The sequence below is a fragment of the Pseudomonas sp. MDT2-39-1 genome, assembly GCF_054898085.1.
In genome coordinates this window covers 3,284,396-3,304,334 of sequence record NZ_CM142716.1, presented here as the reverse complement: position 1 = coordinate 3,304,334, position 19,939 = coordinate 3,284,396, and the positions used below count along the sequence as shown (strand labels likewise).

Sequence of the window (19,939 nt, the reverse complement as noted above, 5' to 3'; positions counted from 1 at the left end):
ACTTCAAAGTTGCATGTGCTCGATAGTCATCAAGGATTGGTGATTTTCGAATACGCTTTCGCCAGCGCAATCAGAACAGTCTTGTCCTGCGCGTCGATATCACCATCACCGTCCACATCAGGGGTGTTTCCCATTGTGAAGGTCACGCCGCCGTCATTCGACACAGCCTCGCGGAAGGTCGAATCCAGCAGGGAGTGAGTGGCGCTGCGGTTTTCCGGGTCGTAACCCTCTTCCTTCAAAGCAAACTGCATGGAAACCCGAACCTCTTTCGGACTAACGATAGACGGGGGCAACCGTTGAAGAAAGATACCGCGCTGATTGTAATTCGACATTGATTAAATCCTTTTAATAGTTAGAACACGACAACTTCGTGTGCAGCGCATACTACCGACTGATAACAACTAAGCGACTGTCTATCTGTTTCTCATAATTACAAGGAGCTCACCAGTAACGAACAACTAGACAATAATTAACAATTTTCAGGCGCCGAACGGCACTGGCCTATCCGGCTGCGCCCCTATACTGTATGAACATACAGCTCAAGGATCCTGTCGATGGCTATCCCTCTGCCCCCTCGCGGCCGCGGCACCGCAACCAACCCGCACAACCGCTTCGCCCCGAATCGCTCGGTGGCCGAGGATGACGGCTGGTATCAGGAAGCGCCGGTCACGCAGGGCACGGAAGTGCGCATCGAAACGGCGAAAACTATCATCACCCGCAACAACTCCCCGGACTTGCCTTTTGATCGCTCGATCAATCCCTACCGCGGCTGCGAGCACGGTTGCATCTACTGCTATGCGCGCCCCAGCCACGCCTATTGGGACATGTCACCCGGGCTCGATTTCGAAACCAAGCTTATCGCCAAGACCAACGCCGCCGATGTGCTGGAAGAACAGCTGTCCAAACGCGGCTATCAATGCGCGCCAATCAACCTGGGTTCCAACACCGATCCCTATCAGCCGATCGAGCGCGAACACAAAATCACCCGCAAGACCCTTGAAGTGCTGCTGCGTTACCGCCATCCAGTGACCATCATCACCAAGGGCTCGCTGATTCTTCGGGATCTGGACCTGCTGGCCGAACTCGCCGAGCAAAGGCTGGTGGCGGTGATGATCAGCCTCACCACCCTCGACGATGAACTCAAACGCATTCTCGAACCGCGCGCGGCTGCGCCCAAGGCCCGGCTGCGAGCCATTCGTGTGATGCGCGAAGCCGGGATCCCGGTGGGCGTGCTGTGTTCGCCGATGATTCCGATGATCAACGACAGCGAACTCGAAAGCCTGCTCGCCGAGGCGCATGCCGCCGGCGCCCAGAGTGCGGCCTACATGATGTTGCGCCTGCCGCTGGAAGTGGCGCCGCTGTTCGAAGAATGGCTGGCCGCCCACTATCCGCAGCGGGCCGCCCATGTGTTGAGCCTGATCCGCCAGAGCCGTGGCGGGGAGCTCTACGACAGTCGGTTCGGCGCCCGGATGCGCGGTGAAGGGCCGTTTGCTGATCTGTTGGCGCAACGTTTTGCCAAAGCCATTAAACGCTTGGGGCTTAATCGTCGGGAAGGATTCGACCTGGACTGTGACGCCTTCTGTCCGCCGGGTCGCCAGATGTCTTTGATTTGAAGACAATTGGCCTATTGTTGAGTAGTGGGAAAGCGCTTGGCCATTAGGCTGGTCACGTTTTTCGTGACCTGGAACACATGTCCTAGAGCGCTTGATTCAGTTTGAGTTAAGTTTCGGCAGATACCTTGTTCATCGAGTGACTGATGGGTCGAGATGTTCGGCCTGGATGTTTTTTAAACAGCCACTGGCTTCACACCGGACAAAACGGGACAATTCCCTGACTCCGCCAAAGAGGATGAATCATGAGTGACAAGGATAAACAGCCGTTGGCTGCGTCGGCTTCAGCCCAACCCGAGGCGGAAACCGCCGATGCAGCGCTGAAGCATATCGTTGACGGCTTTTTGCATTTTCATCACGAGGTTTTCCCCCAGCAGGAAGAACTCTTCAAAAAACTCGCCACGGCCCAGAGCCCCCGAGCGATGTTCATCGCCTGCGCCGATTCGCGCATCGTTCCTGAACTGATCACTCAAAGCGCCCCCGGCGACCTGTTCGTGACCCGCAACGTCGGCAACGTTGTGCCGCCTTACGGGCAAATGAACGGCGGTGTTTCCACGGCCATCGAATACGCGGTCCTGGCCCTCGGCGTTCAGCACATCATCATTTGCGGGCACTCCGACTGTGGCGCGATGCGCGCCGTGCTCAACCCGCAAAGCCTGGAAAAAATGCCCACGGTCAAAGCCTGGCTGCGTCATGCCGAAGTGGCAAAAACCATGGTCCAGGAAAACTGCCATTGCGCTGACGAAAGCGAAAGCATGCACGTCCTCACCGAAGAGAATGTGATCGCCCAGCTTCAGCATTTGCGCACCCACCCTTCCGTGGCCTCGCGCATGGCCAACGGTCAGCTGTTTATCCATGGTTGGGTCTACAGCATCGAAACCAGCGAAATCAAAGCTTACGACGCCGACAAAGGGTGTTTCCTGCCGCTCGATGGCAGCCATCCGATTCCGGTGGCGACGCCTAAAGCGCGCTTCTAAATCCTCCTAAATCCTTGTGTGGTTTAGCCGGGGCTGCTGATCAAGCAGCCTGGCTTTGCCACGCCTGAAGAAAACTTCGGGAGAGTCACCATGCGTGCTGCTCAACTTAAAGCTGTTCTGCCACGGGAGCTGCTGGCGTCCGTGGTTGTGTTTCTGGTCGCCCTGCCCTTGTGCATGGGCATCGCCATTGCCTCGGGCCTGCCGCCGGCCAAGGGTTTGATCACCGGGATCATCGGTGGTCTGGTGGTGGGCTGGCTTGCCGGCTCACCGCTGCAAGTCAGTGGCCCGGCGGCGGGTCTGGCAGTTCTGGTGTTCGAACTGGTGCGCCAGCATGGCATTGCCATGCTCGGGCCCATTTTGCTGCTGGCGGGTTTTCTGCAACTGGTGGCCGGGCGCTTGAAGCTGGGCTGCTGGTTTCGGGTCACGGCGCCTGCGGTGGTGTACGGCATGCTCGCCGGGATTGGCGTGTTGATCGTGCTCTCACAAGTGCATGTGATGCTCGACGCCGTGCCCAAACCCTCGGGACTGGATAACCTGGCAACCTTCCCGGCGGCCGTGATTCAGGCCTTGCCCTCCCTGGGCTGGCAAGCCGGTTTGCTGGGGCTGTCGACGATTGCGGTGATGTGGCTGTGGGAGAAATTCCGCCCTCATTCCCTGCGTTTCATTCCCGGCGCGCTGCTTGGCGTAGGCTTGGCGACCGTCGCCAGCCTGATGCTCGCCTTGCAGGTCAAACGCGTGGAAGTCCCGGCCAATCTGGCGGAGGCCATCGACTGGCTGAAGCCTGCCGACTTGCTCAATCTCGCCGACCCGACCTTGCTGATCGCTGCTTTCGCTGTAGCCTTCATCGCCAGCGCTGAAACTTTGCTCTCAGCAGCAGCGGTGGACCGCATGCACAGTGGCCAGCGTTCCGACTTTGATCGGGAATTGTCAGCACAGGGCGTCGGCAACATGCTTTGCGGTCTGCTCGGTGCGCTGCCCATGACCGGCGTGATCGTGCGCAGTTCGGCCAACGTCCAGGCCGGCGCCACCACACGAATGTCGGCGATCTTCCACGGCCTGTGGTTGCTGGCTTTCGTATTGCTGCTGTCCAGCGTGCTGCAAAGCATTCCTGTGGCGAGCCTGGCGGGTGTTCTGGTGTACACCGGTTTCAAACTGGTCGACCTCAAGGCCTTTCGCGGCCTGGGCCGTTATGGCCGGATGCCGATGTTCACTTACGCGGCGACTGCTCTGGCAATCATCTTCACCGACCTGCTGACCGGCGTGCTGATCGGCTTCGGGCTGACCTTGGCCAAACTGGCCTGGAAGGCTTCACGGCTGAAAATCAGCCTGATCGACCTGCCCAAGGACGGTGAAATGGAACTGCGATTGATGGGTGCAGCTACGTTCCTCAAAGTCCCGGCGCTGACTCAAGTGCTGGGGACTATTCCACCGGGCGCGACGGTGCATGTGCCGCTCAACAACCTGAGCTACATCGATCACTCGTGTCTGGAGTTGCTGGAGGAATGGGGTCGGGCCAATGCGGCGAAGGGTTCGAAGCTGTTGATTGAAGCGCGGGGGTTGAAGCGCAGGTTGGAAGGCCGATTACGTACGACCACCGGAGTCGGTTCAGCCGCGTAGGTAACAATGTGGGAGCGGGCTTGCTCGCGAAGGCGGTGTGTCAGTCGACATTAATGTTGAATGATTGACCGCATTCGCGAGCAAGCCCGCTCCCACAGGGATTGTGTCGGACTAGAGATCAAGCGGCTGGTTGATCCAGCTCCAGGCCCACGCCCAACTGTCGCGACAGGCACGGCCAGCGTTTCCACGCGGCGCCGGTGTCCGGGCTGTTGAGTTTTTCGCGGTAAGCCTCAACAGACTCCAGCGCGAAACTGTCTTCATTAAGCATCTCGTCCACGGCGTGATGCACCGCCTCATCCAGTTGATTGGCGAATTCCTCGCCGATCAGTTGATGGGCAATCAGGTTGGCGACAGTCATGTCCAAGGGGATCAATGGCTGGCCAAAATGCTTGATGTACAGGTCATTCACCTCTTCAACCAACCGATGCGCCAGATAGGCTTCGTCGAGCAGGCTGTCCAGACCGACATGACCGGTCATGATTGCCGGAGGCTGGAGGAAGAACTGCTCGGCGATTTTCAGCACCGGTTTGATCTGTGATTCGATGCCCGCTTCCCTGGCGACTTCATTGGCTGCGTCCAGCAGGTCTGGCACTTGCTCTATATACGCGGCCACAAAACGCGTCATCACGCCGTTGGCGTCGACATCCGGCAATTGGATGGCGGAGTGAAGGTGTGGCAATTGAGTTTCCAGCTGACGAGTCAGCAGGCCGGTCTCGGCCTCGTGTTGTTGGGCTTTTTGGATCTGCTCGCGCAATGCGGCGGTGTTCATGAAAACTCCAGGAAACAAAGGCAATGAAATAGGGAAGACATAACTTAGCTTGCTTATGAAAAATGCTAAGACGCATTTGTCATAATTGTTTCATCCTTGAGACGCCTCCGTTATATCGATTTGCCGCCACTCGTCTGCATCCTTCTCCATTCTTGACCTTGAACACAAGTCCCAGCTGTTTCAGATCATTTACGCCATCACGTTGCGAGGTAGCAGTCGCTGTCTATACTCGGGTGGGAATGGAGTTAGCTGATGACGCCCGACTGCACACGCAGCAAGGCTCGGCGATTCAAGTTCGTAGTCTGAAAAAGCCGCTCCCTTGCCGCAGGTGAAAGCCGGCGGGATAACAAGAACGATAAGGGGAACCCGCAATGATGCGACATCCACACGTCTGGATGGGCCTCCTGTTGTGGTCGATTTTCAGTCCGGCACACGCCGAATGGGCTGTGAATATGGCGCCGGGAGCGACTGAAATCAGTCACGCAGTATTTGACCTGCACATGACCATTTTCTGGATCTGTGTAGTGATCGGCATCATCGTCTTCGGCGCCATGTTCTGGTCGATGATGGTCCACCGCCGCTCCACAGGGCAGGTGGCCGCAAAATTTCATGAAAGCACCACCGTTGAAATCCTCTGGACCATCGTGCCCTTCCTGATCCTGGTGGCCATGGCGGTTCCTGCGACGGCAACCCTGATCAAGATGTACGACGCCAGTGAGCCGGATATCGATATCCAGGTCACCGGTTATCAGTGGAAGTGGCATTACAAATACCTGGGCCAGGACGTCGAGTTCTTCAGCAACCTGACGACCCCCGCCGACCAGATCCACAACAAGGAAACCAAGGGCGAGCATTACTTGCTCGAGGTCGACAAGCCGCTGGTGCTGCCGATTGGTGCCAAGGTGCGCTTCCTCGTGACTTCCGCCGACGTCATCCACTCCTGGTGGGTGCCGGCCTTTGCGGTCAAGCGTGATGCGATTCCGGGGTTCGTCAACGAAGCCTGGACCCGCGTCGACAAGCCCGGCATCTACCGCGGGCAATGCGCCGAATTGTGCGGCAAGGATCACGGCTTCATGCCAATCGTGGTCGAGGTCAAGGAAAAGGCCGATTACGAAAAATGGCTGGGCGAGCGCAAGGCCGAAGCCCTGCAACTTAAAGAGCTGACCAGCAAGGAATGGACCCTCGACGAGCTCAAAGAGCGCGGCGACAAGGTCTATCACACCAGCTGCGTCGCCTGTCACCAGGCCGAAGGTCAGGGCCTGCCGCCGATGTTCCCGGCACTCAAAGGCTCGAAAATCGCCACCGGACCGATCAAGGATCACTTGAACATTGTCTTCCACGGCAAGCCCGGCACCTCAATGGCGGCGTTCGGCAAGCAGCTCTCGGAAGTCGATATCGCGGCGGTCGTGACCTACGAACGTAACGCCTGGGGCAACAACAAAGGCGACATGGTCACTCCTAAAGAAGTGCTGGAGCTGAAACAGGCGGAAAGCAAATGACCCGGTCTATTGCGCACGTAAGGAACCGGTCGGGGCTACGCGCCCTGGCCTGCCCAGCCCATCTGTTTGCAGGAGACAGGACATGACTGCTGTCGTCGATGACCATGTTCATACCGGCACCACCCACGCCCACGGCCCCGCCAAAGGCCTGATGCGCTGGGTGCTGACCACCAACCACAAAGACATCGGCACGCTGTACCTGTGGTTTGCGTTCTCCATGTTCCTGTTGGGCGGTTCGTTCGCGATGGTGATTCGCGCCGAGCTGTTCCAGCCTGGGTTGCAGATCGTCCAGCCGGAATTCTTCAACCAGATGACCACCATGCACGGTCTGGTGATGGTCTTCGGTGCGGTGATGCCGGCGTTCGTCGGCCTCGCCAACTGGATGATCCCGCTGATGATCGGCGCGCCGGACATGGCCCTGCCGCGGATGAACAACTTCAGCTTCTGGCTGTTACCGGCGGCGTTCATTCTGCTGGTGTCGACCCTGTTCACCCCCGGCGGCGGTCCGAACTTCGGCTGGACGTTCTACGCTCCGCTGTCGACGACCTACGCACCGGAAAGCGTGACGTTCTTCATCTTCGCCATCCACTTGATGGGGATCAGTTCGATCATGGGCGCGATCAACGTGATCGCCACCATCCTCAACCTGCGCGCACCCGGCATGACGTTGATGAAAATGCCGCTGTTCGTCTGGACCTGGCTGATCACCGCATTCCTGCTGATCGCGGTGATGCCGGTGCTGGCCGGTTGCGTGACGATGATGCTGATGGACATCCACTTTGGCACCAGTTTCTTCAGTGCCGCGGGTGGTGGTGATCCGGTGCTGTTCCAGCACGTGTTCTGGTTCTTCGGTCACCCCGAGGTGTACATCATGATCCTGCCGGCCTTCGGTGCCGTCAGCTCGATCATCCCGACCTTCTCGCGCAAGCCGCTGTTCGGCTACACCTCGATGGTCTATGCGACGGCGAGCATTGCGTTCCTGTCGTTCATCGTCTGGGCGCACCACATGTTCGTGGTCGGCATCCCGCTGGTGGGCGAGTTGTTCTTCATGTACGCCACGCTGCTGATCGCGGTACCGACCGGGGTCAAGGTGTTCAACTGGGCCAGCACCATGTGGCAGGGCTCGCTGACTTTCGAGACGCCGATGCTGTTCGCGGTGGCGTTTGTGATTCTGTTCTCCATCGGTGGCTTCTCCGGGCTGATGCTGGCCATCGCCCCGGCGGACTTCCAGTACCAGGACACGTATTTCGTGGTCGCGCATTTCCACTACGTGCTGGTGCCGGGGGCGATCTTCGGGATCTTCGCTTCGGCCTATTACTGGCTGCCGAAATGGACCGGCCACATGTACGACGAAACCCTCGGCAAGCTGCACTTCTGGCTCTCGTTCATCGGCATGAACATGGCGTTCTTCCCGATGCACTTCGTGGGGCTGGCGGGCATGCCGCGGCGGATTCCGGACTACAACCTGCAATTCGCCGACTTCAACATGGTGTCGTCGATTGGCGCATTCATGTTCGGCGCCACGCAGATCTTCTTCCTGTTCATCGTGATCAAGACCATCCGCGGCGGCGCGCCAGCACCGGCCAAACCGTGGGATGGAGCGGAAGGCCTTGAATGGAGCATTCCGTCACCAGCGCCGTATCACACCTTCACCACACCGCCGGAAGTGAAATGAAACACCTCTCGGCTGGCGCGATCCCTGTGGCGAGGGGATTTATCCCCGTTGGGCTGCGAAGCGGCCCCAAAACCTGCAACCCTGGTGTATCAGGCACACCGTGTTGGATGGATTTACGACTGCTGCGCAGCCGAACGGGGATAAATCCCCTCGCCACAGGGCAGTGTTCTTCCTTGTCAGGATTCGGGGTGGAGGGTTCGTGCGATGGCTGACTCGATTTCGATGAAGAAGCTGGTCACCCGACTGCTGCTGGTGGTGGTGGCGATGTTTGTCTTCGGGTTTGCCCTGGTGCCGATCTACGACGTGATGTGCAAGGCGTTCGGCATCAATGGCAAGACCGGCGGGCAGTACGATGGCGAACAAACGGTCGACACTTCGCGGCAGGTTCGCGTGCAGTTTCTGACGACCAATGCCGCCGGCATGTCCTGGGATTTCTATCCCAAAAGTGACGAACTGACGGCCAACCCGGGAGCCGTGAGCGAGATGATTTTCATCGCGCATAACCCGACCGATCGCCCGATGAGCGCTCAAGCGGTGCCGAGCATCGCGCCGAGCAATGCAGCGGCGTATTTCCACAAGACGGAATGTTTCTGCTTTACCCAGCAAGTGCTGCAGCCCGGTCAACGGATCGAGATGCCGGTACGTTTCATCGTTGACCGCGACATGCCCAAGGAAGTGAAGCACCTGACGCTGTCCTACACGCTGTTCGATATCACCGCCCGACATCCACCGGTGGCTGTAAACACTGGCGGCTGAGCGTGCCCGATAAGGAGAACAATAAATGGCAACTCATGAACACTATTACGTACCGGCCCAAAGCAAATGGCCGATCATCGCCACCGTCGGTATGTTCGTCACGGTGTTGGGCCTGGCCACCTGGTTCAACGACCTGAAGGCTGCGCGGCCGGAATCCCACGGCCCGCTGATCTTTTTCGTCGGCAGCCTGCTGCTGGCGTACATGCTGTTCGGCTGGTTCGGAACGGTGATCAAGGAAAGTCGCCAAGGGTTGTACAGCGCGCAGATGGATCGCTCGTTTCGCTGGGGCATGAGCTGGTTCATCTTCTCGGAGGTGATGTTTTTTATCGCGTTCTTCGGCGCCCTGTTTTATGTGCGGCACGTGTCCGGTCCGGCGCTCGGCGGTGAAGGCGCGAAAGGCCTGGCGCACATGCTCTGGCCGAACTTCCAGTTCGCCTGGCCGCTGCTGAATAACCCGGACCCGAAACTCTTTCCGGCGCCCAAGGACGTTATCAGCCCGTGGGGCCTGCCGCTGCTCAATACCGTGCTGCTGGTCAGTTCCAGCGTCACCGTGACCATCGCTCACCACGCTTTGAAAAAGGGCCATCGCGGCGCGCTGAAAATCTGGCTGGCGCTGACCGTATTGCTCGGTTGCGCATTTCTTGGTTTCCAGGCCGAAGAATACATCCACGCCTATCAAGAACTGGGCCTGACCCTGGGTTCCGGCATTTACGGCGCAACGTTCTTCATGCTCACCGGATTCCACGGCGCCCACGTCACCATCGGCACCATCATTCTGTTTGTGATGCTGATGCGGATCATGCGCGGGCACTTCGATAACGAGCACCAGTTCGGGTTTGAAGCGGCGAGTTGGTATTGGCACTTCGTGGACGTGGTGTGGATCGGGTTGTTCGTTTTCGTCTACGTACTCTGAGGCTTTACCAAGGCGCAGTAGAAACCAGCTGGCCGCTGAAAAAACCCCAGGCGATCAAGCCGACGGTGATGGCGGCCAGCGCAACACGAACACTCAAGGCAATGACGAGGCGGTTCGAGCTGCTGTCGTCCTTGACCAGAAAAAACAGGCCGCTGAACAGGCTGACAACCGTGGCAATCAGCATCAGGACGATGGCTGCTTTGAGCATGGTGAGACTCCGGGGGAAAGGCGATGCACTTGAGTATAGCTATCGCGATTACTGACTTTCTGGCGACGCCATGAAGCGCTTTCGGCCGGGCATCGTGCCGACCCTGGTGGTCGCGTTGTTGCTGCCCATGCTGGTGTCACTCGGGTTCTGGCAATTGAGCCGGGGTGCGGAGAAAAGTGCGCTGTTGCAAAGCTACACCGAGCGCCGGGCGGCGGAGCCGATGGCCAGCACCGAGCTGCCACACACCGAGGATCCGGCCTTTCGCCGGGTCCGACTGCACGGCCAGTTCGATGCCGCGCACAGCCTGTTGCTGGATAACCGTCAGCGTGACGGCAAAGTCGGCGTCGAGCTGCTGCAACCGTTTCAGGATCAGGCGACCGGGCTCTGGCTGCTGGTCAATCGCGGCTGGCTGCCGTGGCCGGATCGGCGCAACCCGCCGCAATTCACTACACCCAAAGAGGCGTTGAGTCTCGATGCCTGGGTCTACGTCTCCCCCGGCGCCACCTTCCAATTGCACGCCGACCCCAGCTCCACCAGCTGGCCACAACTGATCACTGCCGTCGAACCGGCCAAGCTATGGAAGTCCCTCGATCGCGAAGGTTTCGCCTACGAATTACGCGCAGAAACCGGCCCCGCGTCCTACCAGGCCGATTGGCCGGTGGTGGCCATGGGGCCGGAAAAACACATCGCTTATGCCGTGCAGTGGTTCGCCATGTCGATCGCCCTGTTCGGCCTTTATCTCTATCTCGGCTGGCACAACGCAAAGGAGAAACACCATGGGAGCGGCCATGAATCCACCCAGCATGTCTGAGGCGAAAACGCCGGCAAGTCGGCGCAAAGGCCGCTTGCAGTTAATGCTGATCCTGCTTGGGGTGATCGGTCCGATGATCCTCGCCACCGGCATGTACAAATTGCAGTTCTGGGTGCCGGAGGGCCGCAGTTATCACGGAGAACTGATCGGCAACGGCCAGACCCGTGCGGACCTTGGCGTGCAGGCGCAAGAGGAGCGTTGGCAATTGCTGGTCACGGCGCCCAAGGAATGTTCGGTGGACTGCCAGCAGCTGGTTTATCTGGCGCGGCAGATCCAGATCGGTCTCGGCCGCGATGCCGGGCGTGCCAGTCACGCCCTGGCCGCGGCCCAACCGCTGACGGCCGATTACGACGCCAAGCTGACCCGCGAATACCCGCAATTGCAGCGCTATCCCATGGACCTGACCCCCTTCACCAAAACATCGGGGGACAAGACCGCGCCGCAACTGTGGATCATCGACCCCCACGGCAATCTGGTGCTGCGCTACGACCCGACCGTCAAGGGTAAGGACCTGCTCAACGACCTGCGTCACCTGCTGAAACTGTCGAACATCGGATAAGGGCATCGTCATGGCCAAACCTGGATTTCGCCTCGCGCTGTTTGCCACCTTGCTGGCACTGATTGTGGTGTTGCTCGGCGCCTACACCCGCCTGACCCATGCCGGCCTCGGTTGCCCGGACTGGCCGGGGTGCTACGGTTTTATCAGCGTGCCGAAAAGTGAAGCCCAGTTGGCCCATGCCGAATTGCACTTTCCCGATGCGCCCGTCGAAACCCACAAAGGCTGGAACGAAATGGTCCACCGCTACTTTGCCGGCACGCTGGGGTTGTTGATTTCGGTGCTGGCCGGTCGCGCCTGGGTGCATCGTCGTCATCCGGGCCAACCGGTGAAGTTGCCGTTGTTTCTGCTGGCGGTGGTGATCGCCCAAGCGGCGTTCGGCATGTGGACGGTAACGCTCAAGCTCTGGCCGCAAGTCGTGACCGGTCATTTACTCGGCGGTTTTGCGACCTTGAGCCTGCTGTTTTTGCTGACCTTGCGCCTGTCCGGCGTACTGCCGGCGCTGACCGTGCCACGGCGCTTGCAGCACTGGGCGACGGCCGGATTGCTGCTGGTGATCCTGCAAGTCGCCCTCGGTGGCTGGGTCAGTTCCAACTACGCGGCGGTGGCCTGCATTGACTTCCCGACCTGCCACGGGGAATGGCTGCCACCGGCTGATTTCGCCAACGGTTTTCACCTGACGCAACACATCGGCCCCAATTACCTCGGCGGGCAACTGGACAGCGATGCCCGCACGGCCATTCATCTGACTCACCGTATCGGGGCATTGCTGGTGACGCTCGTGCTGCTGGGTCTGGCCTGGCAACTGAAAATGGTCGGCATGACGCGCCTGGCAGGGTTGGTGCTGATTGCCCTCGCGACGCAGATCACGCTGGGCATCAGCAACGTTCTCTTTCACCTGCCGCTGCCAGTCGCCGTCGCGCACAACGCCGGCGGCGCAGCGCTGCTACTGACAATGGTGCTGGTCAATTATCACGCGCGGACCAGCCTGGTTCGGGTCAAACAGCAACACCCTGCACGCTGGCGGTTCAGCCCGCGTCTACATTCAGCCGGGCCCATAACAATAAAAGGAGAGATGCCATGGCGACTCTGATCGGCGAACGTCACAGCCAGGCGATCTGGCGTGACTACCTGGAGCTGACCAAGCCGAAAGTGGTGGTGCTGATGCTCATCACCTCGCTGGTGGGGATGTTTCTCGCGACCCGCGCCGGGGTGCCGTGGACGGTGCTGGTGTTCGGCAATCTGGGAATTGCCTTGTGTGCGGGCGGTGCGGCGGCGGTGAACCATGTGGTGGACCGGCGTATCGATGCGGTCATGGCCAGAACTCACAAACGTCCCTTGGCAGAAGGTCGAGTCTCGCCGACGGCGGCACTGACATTTGCCCTGGTATTGGCGGTGCTTGGGCAAGCCATACTGCTGGCCTTCACCAATCCGCTGACGGCGTGGCTGACCCTGGCCTCGCTGCTCGGCTATGCGGTGGTCTACACCGGTTTCCTGAAACGCGCGACGCCGCAAAACATCGTCATCGGTGGCCTGGCTGGCGCTGCGCCGCCGCTGCTCGGCTGGACCGCCGCCACCGGCCACGTCAGCGCCGAACCACTGTTGCTGGTGCTGATCATCTTCGCCTGGACCCCGCCGCACTTCTGGGCCCTGGCCATTCACCGCAAAGAGGAATACGCCAAGGCCGACATTCCGATGTTGCCGGTGACCCATGGCGAGCACTACACCAAGGTTCACATCCTGCTGTATACCTTCGCGCTGTTGGCTGTGAGCCTGATGCCTTACGTGATCCACATGAGCGGCATCCTCTACCTGATTTGCGCGCTGGGACTGGGCGCGAGGTTTCTGCAATGGGCCGTGGTGCTGTACCGTGGCACTCGGCCGCACGCGGCGATCAACACCTTCAAGTACTCTATCTACTACTTGTTCCTGCTGTTTATCGCGCTGCTCGTAGACCACTACTTACTGTTGAACCTATGACTCGAACTCAGAAAACCGTCTTTATCCTCGTCGCCCTGATCGCGCTGGTTCTGGGCCTGACCATCAATAAAGTGCTGTCCGGCAAAGGCCAGGGCGATCCGACGGCGCTGATCGACGCCGGGATCATTTTGCTGCCGCAAAGCCGCAACTTGCCGAACGTGACGATGACCGATCAGGACGGCAAGCCTGTGGCGGTCAACGCGCTGAAAGACAAATGGTCATTGCTGTTCTTCGGCTACACCTTCTGCCCGGACATCTGCCCGACCACCCTCGCCCAGCTGCGCCAGATCAAAAGCGAACTGCCGCCAGAGGCTGTGGACAAGTTGCAGATCATCCTGGTCAGCGTCGACCCGAATCGCGACACGCCCAAGCAGCTCAAGCAGTACCTGGGTTACTTCGATCCGCAGTTCCAGGGGCTGACGGCGGCGTCGGTTGAAGACATCCAGAAACTGGCCAACGCGGTGAGCATTCCGTTCATTCCGGCGGACACCAGCAAGCCGAACTACACCGTCGATCACAGCGGCAACCTGGCGGTAATCGGACCGGACGGGACACAGCGTGGGTTCATTCGCGCACCGTTGAACAACCAGAAACTGGTGGCGCAGTTGCCGGTGATGCTCAAACGCAAATAGGCACCCCGCTTTCCCGTAGGAGCCAGGCTTGCCGGCGAAGGCGATTTCATGGACGCCTTCGCCGGCAAGCCTGGCTCCTACAGGGTCGGTGTTTCAAGGCACAAAAAAAGGGGGCGCATTCGATGCGCCCCATTTTTCGTTCAAGCGGCAGATCAGAACGCCGGCAGTACCGCGCCTTTGTACTTCTCGAGGATGAAGGCTTTCACTTCCGGGCTGTGCAGCGCAGCAACCAGTTTCTTCATGTCTTCGCTATCCTTGTCGTCCGGACGGGCAACGAGGATGTTCACGTAAGGCGAGTCGTTGCCTTCGATGACCAGCGCGTCCTTGGACGGGTCGAGTTTGGCTTCCAGCGCGTAGTTGGTGTTGATCAGCGCCAGGTCGACCTGGGTCAGCACGCGCGGGATGGTCGCGGCTTCCAGTTCACGGAACTTCAGGTCCTTGGAGTTCTCGGTGATGTCCTTCACGGTCGTCAGGATGTTGTTCGAATCCTTCAACTTGATCAGGCCAGCCTTGGCCAGCAGCAACAGCGCACGGCCGCCGTTGGTGGCGTCGTTCGGGATCACCACGTTGGCGCCGCCTGGCAGCTCGGTCAGCGCTTTGTACTTGCTGGAGTAAGCGCCCAGCGGTTCCAGATGCACGCCGGCAACGGCAACCAGATTAGTGCTCTTGGCCTTGTTGAATTCATCGAGGTACGGCTGGTGCTGGAAGAAGTTGGCGTCCAGACGTTTTTCGGCCACTTGCACGTTCGGCTGAATGTAGTCGGTGAAGACTTTGACCTTCAGGTCCACGCCTTCTTTGGCCAGGGCAGGTTTAACGAATTCGAGGATTTCGGCGTGCGGAACCGGGGTGGCTGCGACGGTCAGGGTATCCGCGTGAGCGGAAAACGCTGCAACGGCTACGAACGCGACGAGTAGTTTTTTCATTCAGCTAACTCCATGTGAGGCGCCTGTCTTCGGCGCCTGCCAGCGAATGGCCGGCTCAGTCTTATTTACGTGAGAAATGGACAACCAGCTTGTCGCCAACGGTTTGCAGCACTTGCACCAGCACCAGCAGCAACATCACGGTCACGACCATCACATCAGGCTGGAAACGCTGGTAACCGAAACGGATCGCCAGGTCACCCAGACCACCCGCGCCGACCACACCGGCCATTGCCGTGTAGGACACCAGTGTAATCGCTGTCACCGTAATCGCCGCGAAGATGCCCGGGCGGGCTTCCGGCAGCAAGGCATTGGTGATGATCTGCCGTGTCGTGGCGCCCATGGCCTGGGTGGCCTCGATGATGCCGCGATCCACTTCACGCAGGGCAGTTTCCACCAGTCGCGCGAAGAACGGCGTAGCGCCAATCACCAGCGGTGGAATGGCACCGGCAACCCCGAGGGACGTGCCGGTGATCAACACGGTGAACGGGATCATCACGATCAGCAGAATAATGAACGGCAGTGAACGCAGGATGTTCACCATCAGCGACAGCATCGCGTAGACGCCTCTGGCTTCCAGCAACTGACGCGGGCTGCACAGGAACAACAGCACGCCCAACGGCAGGCCGAGCAAAACGGTGAACAACAACGAACCGAAGAGCATCAGCAGGGTGTCGCCGGTGGCCAGCCAGATTTCGAACCAGTCGATGTTGACGAAGAAACTTGTCAGGACTTCCATCAGCGCAGGACCTCCATGTGGACATCAGCCGCGGTGAAGTGGGCGAACGCCGCCTCCATGTCGCCACCGGTGACGGCCAGGGTCAACTGCCCATAGGGGATGTCTTTGATGCGGTCGATACGACCGGCCAGGATGCTGTAGTCCACACCCGTTTCACGAGCGACGGTACCCAGCAACGGCGCGTAGGTCGCTTCGCCCTGGAAGGTCAGACGCACAATACGGCCCGGCACGTGAGAGAAGTCGTCACGCTGTTCGCTTTCATCGATCTGTTCGTCTTCTTGCACGAAACGTTTGGTGGTCGGGTGCTTGGGATGCAGGAACACCTCGGCGACCGAACCTTGCTCGACGATCACACCGGCATCCATTACCGCCACCTGGTCGCAGACCCGGCGGATCACGTCCATCTCGTGGGTGATCAGGACGATGGTCAGTTTCAGCTCGCGATTGATCTCGGCCAGCAATTGCAGGACCGACGCAGTGGTCTGCGGGTCCAGGGCGCTGGTGGCTTCGTCGCACAACAGGATTTTTGGCTTGGTCGCCAGGGCGCGGGCAATGCCGACACGCTGCTTCTGGCCGCCGGACAGCTGCGCCGGATACTTCTTGGCGTGGTCGGACAAGCCCACCCGCGCCAGCAACTCGGCGACACGCTGGTCGATCTCGCTGCGCGACAGTTCACCGGCCAGGGTCAGTGGCAGCGCGACGTTGTCGGCCACGGTCTTGGACGCCAGCAGGTTGAAGTGCTGGAAAATCATCCCGACCTGCTGGCGGAAGCGTCGCAGGCTGTTGGCGTCGAGCGCCGTGACTTCTTCGCCGTCGACGAAGATCTTGCCGCCACTGGACTCTTCCAGGCGATTGATCAGACGCAGCAGGGTACTTTTTCCCGCACCGGAATGACCGATCAGGCCGAAGACCTGACCGTTCTCAATCGTCAGACTGGTCGGGTGCAGGGCGGGGATATCCTTACCGGCGACGCGGTAGGTTTTGTGGACGTTTTGAAACTCGATCACGTAGCGAACCTTGTGGGGCGCGTTGGAATAGGGTCAGCGGTTAGCCGGGCGCGCATTTTAGCCTGTCCGTATAGAGGTTATTAGCATTTATTCCGCATTCAACCTTCCATTTGGCAATAACGCGATCAAAGGTTAGAAAAAAGGAACGGCTAAAAAGCTCATCAGTCACTAATAAGGCAACTCGAAAACGCCCCCCGGTGCCGTGCCTGGGGAATGCATATGAGTCCTGGCTACGGGATCGCAACGAGGAGTTTACGACTGATGAGTACTAAAAAGCCTGCAGCCCCCAAAAGCGCAATGGCCGGGACCGATTCCCTGGACCGCGGCAACACCAATGCCAAGCTCGATAGCCTGGAAAAATTCCGCTCCGATGCCACCGAACAGGCCCTGCGCACCAATCAGGGCGTGAAGGTGTCGGACAACCAGAACACCTTGAAGGTCGGCGCCCGCGGACCGTCGCTGCTGGAAGACTTCATCATGCGTGAAAAGATCACGCACTTTGACCATGAACGCATTCCAGAGCGCATCGTTCACGCCCGCGGCACGGGCGCCCATGGCTACTTCCAGACCTATGAAAATCATTCGGTCCTGACCAAGGCCGGATTCCTACAGGATCCGGGCAAGAAAACCCCGGTGTTCGTGCGCTTTTCCACGGTGCAAGGACCTCGCGGGTCGGGCGATACCGTGCGGGACGTACGCGGTTTCGCCGTAAAGTTCTTCACCGACGAAGGCAACTTCGACCTGGTGGGCAACAACATGCCGGTGTTTTTCATTCAGGATGCGATCAAGTTTCCCGACTTCGTGCACGCCGTGAAGCCCGAGCCGCATAACGAGATTCCTACCGGTGGCTCGGCCCACGATACGTTCTGGGACTTCGTTTCACTGGTGCCGGAATCAGCGCACATGGTGATCTGGGCCATGTCCGACCGGGCGATCCCTAAAAGCCTGCGCAGCATGCAAGGCTTTGGTGTGCATACGTTCCGGTTGATCAATGCCGAAGGGAAATCACGCTTCGTCAAATTCCACTGGCGCCCTACCGCCGGTACTTGCTCGCTGGTGTGGGATGAAGCGCAGAAGCTCGCCGGTAAAGACACCGACTATCACCGTCGTGATCTCTGGGAGTCGATCGAGATGGGCGACTACCCGGAATGGGAACTGGGCGTGCAGGTCATCGAGGAAGAAAACGAACATAAATTCGACTTCGATATCCTCGACCCGACCAAGCTGATCCCGGAAGAACTGGTGCCGATTACTCCGTTGGGCAAAATGACCCTCAACCGTAACCCCGACAACTTCTTTGCGGAAACCGAGCAGGTTGCGTTCTGCCCAGGCCATATCGTGCCGGGAATCGACTTCTCCAACGATCCTTTGCTGCAAGGTCGACTGTTTTCCTACACCGATACGCAAATCAGCCGACTCGGCGGGCCGAACTTTCACGAGATTCCGATCAACCGTCCGGTGGCGCCGTTCCATAACGGCCAACGGGATGCGTTGCATCGCACCACCATCGACAAGGGGCGCGCGGCCTACGAACCGAACTCCATCGATGGCGGCTGGCCAAAAGAAACGCCGCCCGCCGCGCAGGACGGTGGGTTCGAGAGCTACCCTGAGCGCATTGACGCCAACAAGATTCGCCAACGCAGCGAGTCGTTCAGCGACCATTTCTCCCAGGCACGCCTGTTTTTCCACAGCATGAGCAAGCACGAGCAGGAACACATCATCTCGGCTTACAGCTTTGAGCTGGGCAAGGTCGAGCGTGAGTTCATCCGGGCGCGTCAGGTGAATGAGATCCTGGCCAATATCGATCTGGAACTGGCCAAGCGCGTGGCACAGAACCTCGGCTTGCCGGCGCCAAAGGCTGGCACCGTCGAAGTGCGTAAAACCTCGCCGGACCGCTCACCGGCCTTGAGCCAGGCCAACCTGCTGCCGGCGGATATCAAAACCCGCAAAGTGGCGATTCTTGCGGCCAACGGTGTCGATGGTGCTGCGATTGATGCGATGAAGAAGGCGTTGAAAGCCGAAGGGGCACACGCCAAGTTGCTCGGCCCGACCTCCGCACCTGTGACTACCGCCGATGGCAAAACACTACCGGTAGATGCGTCCATGGAAGGGTTGCCGTCAGTGGCGTTCGACGCAGTGTTCGTGCCCGGTGGCGCGGCGTCGATCAAGGCGTTGAGCGGTGATGGCGTAGCGCTGCATTACCTGTTGGAGGCGTACAAGCACTTGAAGGCGATTGCGTTGCATGGCGAGGCGAAGCAGTTGCTGGATGTGTTGAAGCTTGAGGTGGATGCGGGGTTGATCGTGGGAGCGGATGCCAAGTTGATCAAACCTTTTTTTGCGGCGATCGGGCAGCATCGGGTTTGGGATCGGGAGCCGAAGGCCAAGGCGATTCCGGCTTAAGGATTTGAGTATTTAGAGAGGACGCCTTCGCGGGCAAGTCGGACCGCCGCACCGCTCGCTCCTACAAGTATCGAGTCGTTCGCTTGTGTGATGAACGACGCGACCCTGTAGGAGCGAGGCTTGCCCGCGAAGCTTTTAGGGTTTACGCGGGCTCAAGACCATCTGCGCCGGAACGTTTCGCAGGATCTGTCTTTCCAGATTCAACTCAAAATTCGAATCCAGCTTCTTCACCCGCTTGGTCAGTAACGTGGCCAACCAAGGATAATCCTGGGTGCGCGGCGCCTGAATGCTCACGTCGCACTGATAATTCACCACATCGGCGGCAATCGCATCCAGTTGGCGGCGAAGCTTAGTCATATCGGTGAGGTTTAAAGCAACTGTGGTGCTTTCAGCAGTCGGATCGATCACTTTCGCCTGCGGTTTAGCCTCAGCAGCCAACAGCGCCGCTTCCGCTCTATCCAGCTCGGCTTTACGCGCATTAACGATGGCGTTGTTGACCCCACCGGTCAGCGCCGGAGCCTTGGGCATCAACGCCCGAGCTCGAGCCAGCGCCGTGGCGGCCGCATTAACATCGCCCTTTTGCAGCACGATCTGGCTGCGGCGCAGATAGGCTTCGGCCAATTGCCGCTGATATTGCACAAGGGATGGGTCGTCGGGCGACTGGGCCTGCAAGGTCGCCAGTTGATCTTCGGCGGTGGCCAGCTCGCTGCTGGCCAGGTTTTGTTCCAGCTGCGCGATCGCCGTGGCGCGAGCATCGGCCGCCTCAGTGGTGGCCGATGGCGTGCTTTGGCAAGCGCCCAGTAGCAGCGAAAATGCGACAAGGAGCAGATAACGGGAGGCTAACAGCTTCATTCCTGCGACTCTCTATTT

At 59.3% G+C, this 19,939-nt stretch carries 20 protein-coding genes; 13 read left to right on the top strand and 7 right to left on the bottom strand.

The window, feature by feature from the left end:
• Nucleotides 1-29: 29 nt before the first annotated feature.
• Entirely contained in the window at nucleotides 30-332 is a 303-nt protein-coding gene (locus tag ACYZTM_RS15735; RefSeq protein ID WP_461983345.1) for a hypothetical protein, read from the bottom strand.
• Nucleotides 333-554: 222 nt separating this feature from the next.
• On the opposite strand from ACYZTM_RS15735, the gene ACYZTM_RS15730 reads away from it, so the two are divergent.
• The 3 genes from ACYZTM_RS15730 (at nucleotide 555) to ACYZTM_RS15720 (ending at nucleotide 4,204) form a co-directional block, all read left to right on the top strand.
• Nucleotides 555-1,613, top strand: coding sequence for a PA0069 family radical SAM protein (locus ACYZTM_RS15730; protein WP_461983343.1), 1,059 nt, complete (start codon nucleotides 555-557; stop codon nucleotides 1,611-1,613).
• Between the two features lie 242 nt (nucleotides 1,614-1,855).
• Complete coding sequence (locus tag ACYZTM_RS15725; protein WP_131059115.1) at nucleotides 1,856-2,587, top strand: carbonic anhydrase; 732 nt, start codon at nucleotides 1,856-1,858, stop codon at nucleotides 2,585-2,587.
• 90 nt (nucleotides 2,588-2,677) lie between these two features.
• Nucleotides 2,678-4,204 (top strand): SulP family inorganic anion transporter, encoded by a 1,527-nt coding sequence (locus tag ACYZTM_RS15720; protein ID WP_461983341.1) that lies wholly within the window; start codon nucleotides 2,678-2,680, stop codon nucleotides 4,202-4,204.
• Between the two features lie 118 nt (nucleotides 4,205-4,322).
• On the opposite strand, the gene ACYZTM_RS15715 is transcribed toward ACYZTM_RS15720, so the two are convergent.
• Nucleotides 4,323-4,973, bottom strand: coding sequence for a hypothetical protein (locus tag ACYZTM_RS15715; protein WP_461983339.1), 651 nt, complete (start codon nucleotides 4,971-4,973; stop codon nucleotides 4,323-4,325).
• Between the two features lie 371 nt (nucleotides 4,974-5,344).
• Between ACYZTM_RS15715 and coxB the strand changes: the two genes are divergently transcribed.
• The 4 genes from coxB (at nucleotide 5,345) to ACYZTM_RS15695 (ending at nucleotide 9,816) form a co-directional block, all read left to right on the top strand.
• Nucleotides 5,345-6,472: a cytochrome c oxidase subunit II gene (coxB, locus tag ACYZTM_RS15710; protein WP_131059112.1), complete on the top strand. Its 1,128-nt coding sequence runs from the start codon at nucleotides 5,345-5,347 to the stop codon at nucleotides 6,470-6,472.
• An 82-nt stretch (nucleotides 6,473-6,554) separates the two neighbouring features.
• Nucleotides 6,555-8,147 carry a cytochrome c oxidase subunit I gene (gene ctaD, locus ACYZTM_RS15705; protein ID WP_131059111.1) on the top strand — a complete coding sequence of 531 codons (1,593 nt, stop codon included), beginning with the start codon at nucleotides 6,555-6,557 and terminating at the stop codon, nucleotides 8,145-8,147.
• A gap of 204 nt (nucleotides 8,148-8,351) precedes the next feature.
• Nucleotides 8,352-8,903, top strand: coding sequence for a cytochrome c oxidase assembly protein (locus ACYZTM_RS15700; RefSeq protein ID WP_461983336.1), 552 nt, complete (start codon nucleotides 8,352-8,354; stop codon nucleotides 8,901-8,903).
• A 25-nt stretch (nucleotides 8,904-8,928) separates the two neighbouring features.
• On the top strand, nucleotides 8,929-9,816 hold the full coding sequence (locus ACYZTM_RS15695; protein WP_131059109.1) for a cytochrome c oxidase subunit 3: 888 nt from the start codon (nucleotides 8,929-8,931) through the stop codon (nucleotides 9,814-9,816).
• Between the two features lie 4 nt (nucleotides 9,817-9,820).
• Here ACYZTM_RS15695 and ACYZTM_RS15690 read toward each other — a convergent pair whose 3' ends face one another.
• The gene (locus ACYZTM_RS15690) at nucleotides 9,821-10,024 is read right to left on the bottom strand and encodes a twin transmembrane helix small protein (RefSeq protein WP_094469789.1); all 204 of its coding nucleotides are present in this window, start codon (nucleotides 10,022-10,024) and stop codon (nucleotides 9,821-9,823) included.
• A gap of 70 nt (nucleotides 10,025-10,094) precedes the next feature.
• Here ACYZTM_RS15690 and ACYZTM_RS15685 point away from each other — a divergent pair, with 70 nt between their 5' ends.
• From ACYZTM_RS15685 to ACYZTM_RS15665, 5 genes are read left to right on the top strand one after another with little or no spacing between them, the layout of a single operon-like run.
• Entirely contained in the window at nucleotides 10,095-10,835 is a 741-nt protein-coding gene (locus tag ACYZTM_RS15685) for an SURF1 family protein (protein ID WP_131059108.1), read from the top strand.
• On the top strand, nucleotides 10,801-11,394 hold the full coding sequence (locus ACYZTM_RS15680; protein ID WP_461983333.1) for a hypothetical protein: 594 nt from the start codon (nucleotides 10,801-10,803) through the stop codon (nucleotides 11,392-11,394). The genes ACYZTM_RS15685 and ACYZTM_RS15680 overlap by 35 nt, the downstream gene beginning before the upstream one ends.
• A gap of 10 nt (nucleotides 11,395-11,404) precedes the next feature.
• The gene (locus tag ACYZTM_RS15675) at nucleotides 11,405-12,484 is read left to right on the top strand and encodes a COX15/CtaA family protein (protein WP_461983331.1); all 1,080 of its coding nucleotides are present in this window, start codon (nucleotides 11,405-11,407) and stop codon (nucleotides 12,482-12,484) included.
• Nucleotides 12,472-13,371 (top strand): heme o synthase, encoded by a 900-nt coding sequence (gene cyoE, locus ACYZTM_RS15670; protein WP_461983329.1) that lies wholly within the window; start codon nucleotides 12,472-12,474, stop codon nucleotides 13,369-13,371. The genes ACYZTM_RS15675 and cyoE overlap by 13 nt, the downstream gene beginning before the upstream one ends.
• Nucleotides 13,368-14,003 carry an SCO family protein gene (locus ACYZTM_RS15665; protein WP_131059104.1) on the top strand — a complete coding sequence of 212 codons (636 nt, stop codon included), beginning with the start codon at nucleotides 13,368-13,370 and terminating at the stop codon, nucleotides 14,001-14,003. Before cyoE ends, ACYZTM_RS15665 begins: the two co-directional genes overlap by 4 nt.
• Nucleotides 14,004-14,155: 152 nt before the next feature.
• Here ACYZTM_RS15665 and ACYZTM_RS15660 read toward each other — a convergent pair whose 3' ends face one another.
• The 3 genes from ACYZTM_RS15660 to ACYZTM_RS15650 form a co-directional block, all read right to left on the bottom strand.
• Nucleotides 14,156-14,926: a MetQ/NlpA family ABC transporter substrate-binding protein gene (locus ACYZTM_RS15660; protein WP_461983326.1), complete on the bottom strand. Its 771-nt coding sequence runs from the start codon at nucleotides 14,924-14,926 to the stop codon at nucleotides 14,156-14,158.
• Between the two features lie 61 nt (nucleotides 14,927-14,987).
• Nucleotides 14,988-15,662: a methionine ABC transporter permease gene (locus tag ACYZTM_RS15655; protein WP_461978216.1), complete on the bottom strand. Its 675-nt coding sequence runs from the start codon at nucleotides 15,660-15,662 to the stop codon at nucleotides 14,988-14,990.
• On the bottom strand, nucleotides 15,662-16,669 hold the full coding sequence (locus ACYZTM_RS15650) for a methionine ABC transporter ATP-binding protein (protein ID WP_461956476.1): 1,008 nt from the start codon (nucleotides 16,667-16,669) through the stop codon (nucleotides 15,662-15,664). Before ACYZTM_RS15650 ends, ACYZTM_RS15655 begins: the two co-directional genes overlap by 1 nt.
• Nucleotides 16,670-16,930: 261 nt before the next feature.
• Here ACYZTM_RS15650 and katE point away from each other — a divergent pair, with 261 nt between their 5' ends.
• On the top strand, nucleotides 16,931-19,069 hold the full coding sequence (gene katE, locus ACYZTM_RS15645) for a catalase HPII (RefSeq protein WP_461983324.1): 2,139 nt from the start codon (nucleotides 16,931-16,933) through the stop codon (nucleotides 19,067-19,069).
• 135 nt (nucleotides 19,070-19,204) lie between these two features.
• Here the strand turns inward: katE and ACYZTM_RS15640 are convergent, their stop codons facing one another.
• Nucleotides 19,205-19,921: a PA5502 family lipoprotein gene (locus tag ACYZTM_RS15640; RefSeq protein ID WP_461983322.1), complete on the bottom strand. Its 717-nt coding sequence runs from the start codon at nucleotides 19,919-19,921 to the stop codon at nucleotides 19,205-19,207.
• Nucleotides 19,922-19,939 lie beyond the last annotated feature (18 nt).

Bases quoted from the DNA above. Each gene is read 5' to 3' on its own strand.
- ACYZTM_RS15660 (WP_461983326.1), bottom strand. From the start codon at position 14,926: ATGAAAAAACTACTCGTCGCGTTCGTAGCCGTTGCAGCGTTTTCCGCT.
- ACYZTM_RS15680 (WP_461983333.1), top strand. From the start codon at position 10,801: ATGGGAGCGGCCATGAATCCACCCAGCATGTCTGAGGCGAAAACGCCG.
- ACYZTM_RS15640 (WP_461983322.1), bottom strand. From the start codon at position 19,921: ATGAAGCTGTTAGCCTCCCGTTATCTGCTCCTTGTCGCATTTTCGCTG.
- ACYZTM_RS15725 (WP_131059115.1), top strand. From the start codon at position 1,856: ATGAGTGACAAGGATAAACAGCCGTTGGCTGCGTCGGCTTCAGCCCAA.
- ACYZTM_RS15735 (WP_461983345.1), bottom strand. From the start codon at position 332: ATGTCGAATTACAATCAGCGCGGTATCTTTCTTCAACGGTTGCCCCCG.
- ACYZTM_RS15655 (WP_461978216.1), bottom strand. From the start codon at position 15,662: ATGGAAGTCCTGACAAGTTTCTTCGTCAACATCGACTGGTTCGAAATC.
- coxB (WP_131059112.1), top strand. From the start codon at position 5,345: ATGATGCGACATCCACACGTCTGGATGGGCCTCCTGTTGTGGTCGATT.
- ACYZTM_RS15715 (WP_461983339.1), bottom strand. From the start codon at position 4,973: ATGAACACCGCCGCATTGCGCGAGCAGATCCAAAAAGCCCAACAACAC.
- ctaD (WP_131059111.1), top strand. From the start codon at position 6,555: ATGACTGCTGTCGTCGATGACCATGTTCATACCGGCACCACCCACGCC.
- ACYZTM_RS15685 (WP_131059108.1), top strand. From the start codon at position 10,095: ATGAAGCGCTTTCGGCCGGGCATCGTGCCGACCCTGGTGGTCGCGTTG.
- ACYZTM_RS15690 (WP_094469789.1), bottom strand. From the start codon at position 10,024: ATGCTCAAAGCAGCCATCGTCCTGATGCTGATTGCCACGGTTGTCAGC.
- ACYZTM_RS15720 (WP_461983341.1), top strand. From the start codon at position 2,678: ATGCGTGCTGCTCAACTTAAAGCTGTTCTGCCACGGGAGCTGCTGGCG.
- ACYZTM_RS15700 (WP_461983336.1), top strand. From the start codon at position 8,352: ATGGCTGACTCGATTTCGATGAAGAAGCTGGTCACCCGACTGCTGCTG.
- ACYZTM_RS15695 (WP_131059109.1), top strand. From the start codon at position 8,929: ATGGCAACTCATGAACACTATTACGTACCGGCCCAAAGCAAATGGCCG.
- ACYZTM_RS15730 (WP_461983343.1), top strand. From the start codon at position 555: ATGGCTATCCCTCTGCCCCCTCGCGGCCGCGGCACCGCAACCAACCCG.
- ACYZTM_RS15675 (WP_461983331.1), top strand. From the start codon at position 11,405: ATGGCCAAACCTGGATTTCGCCTCGCGCTGTTTGCCACCTTGCTGGCA.
- katE (WP_461983324.1), top strand. From the start codon at position 16,931: ATGAGTACTAAAAAGCCTGCAGCCCCCAAAAGCGCAATGGCCGGGACC.
- ACYZTM_RS15665 (WP_131059104.1), top strand. From the start codon at position 13,368: ATGACTCGAACTCAGAAAACCGTCTTTATCCTCGTCGCCCTGATCGCG.
- cyoE (WP_461983329.1), top strand. From the start codon at position 12,472: ATGGCGACTCTGATCGGCGAACGTCACAGCCAGGCGATCTGGCGTGAC.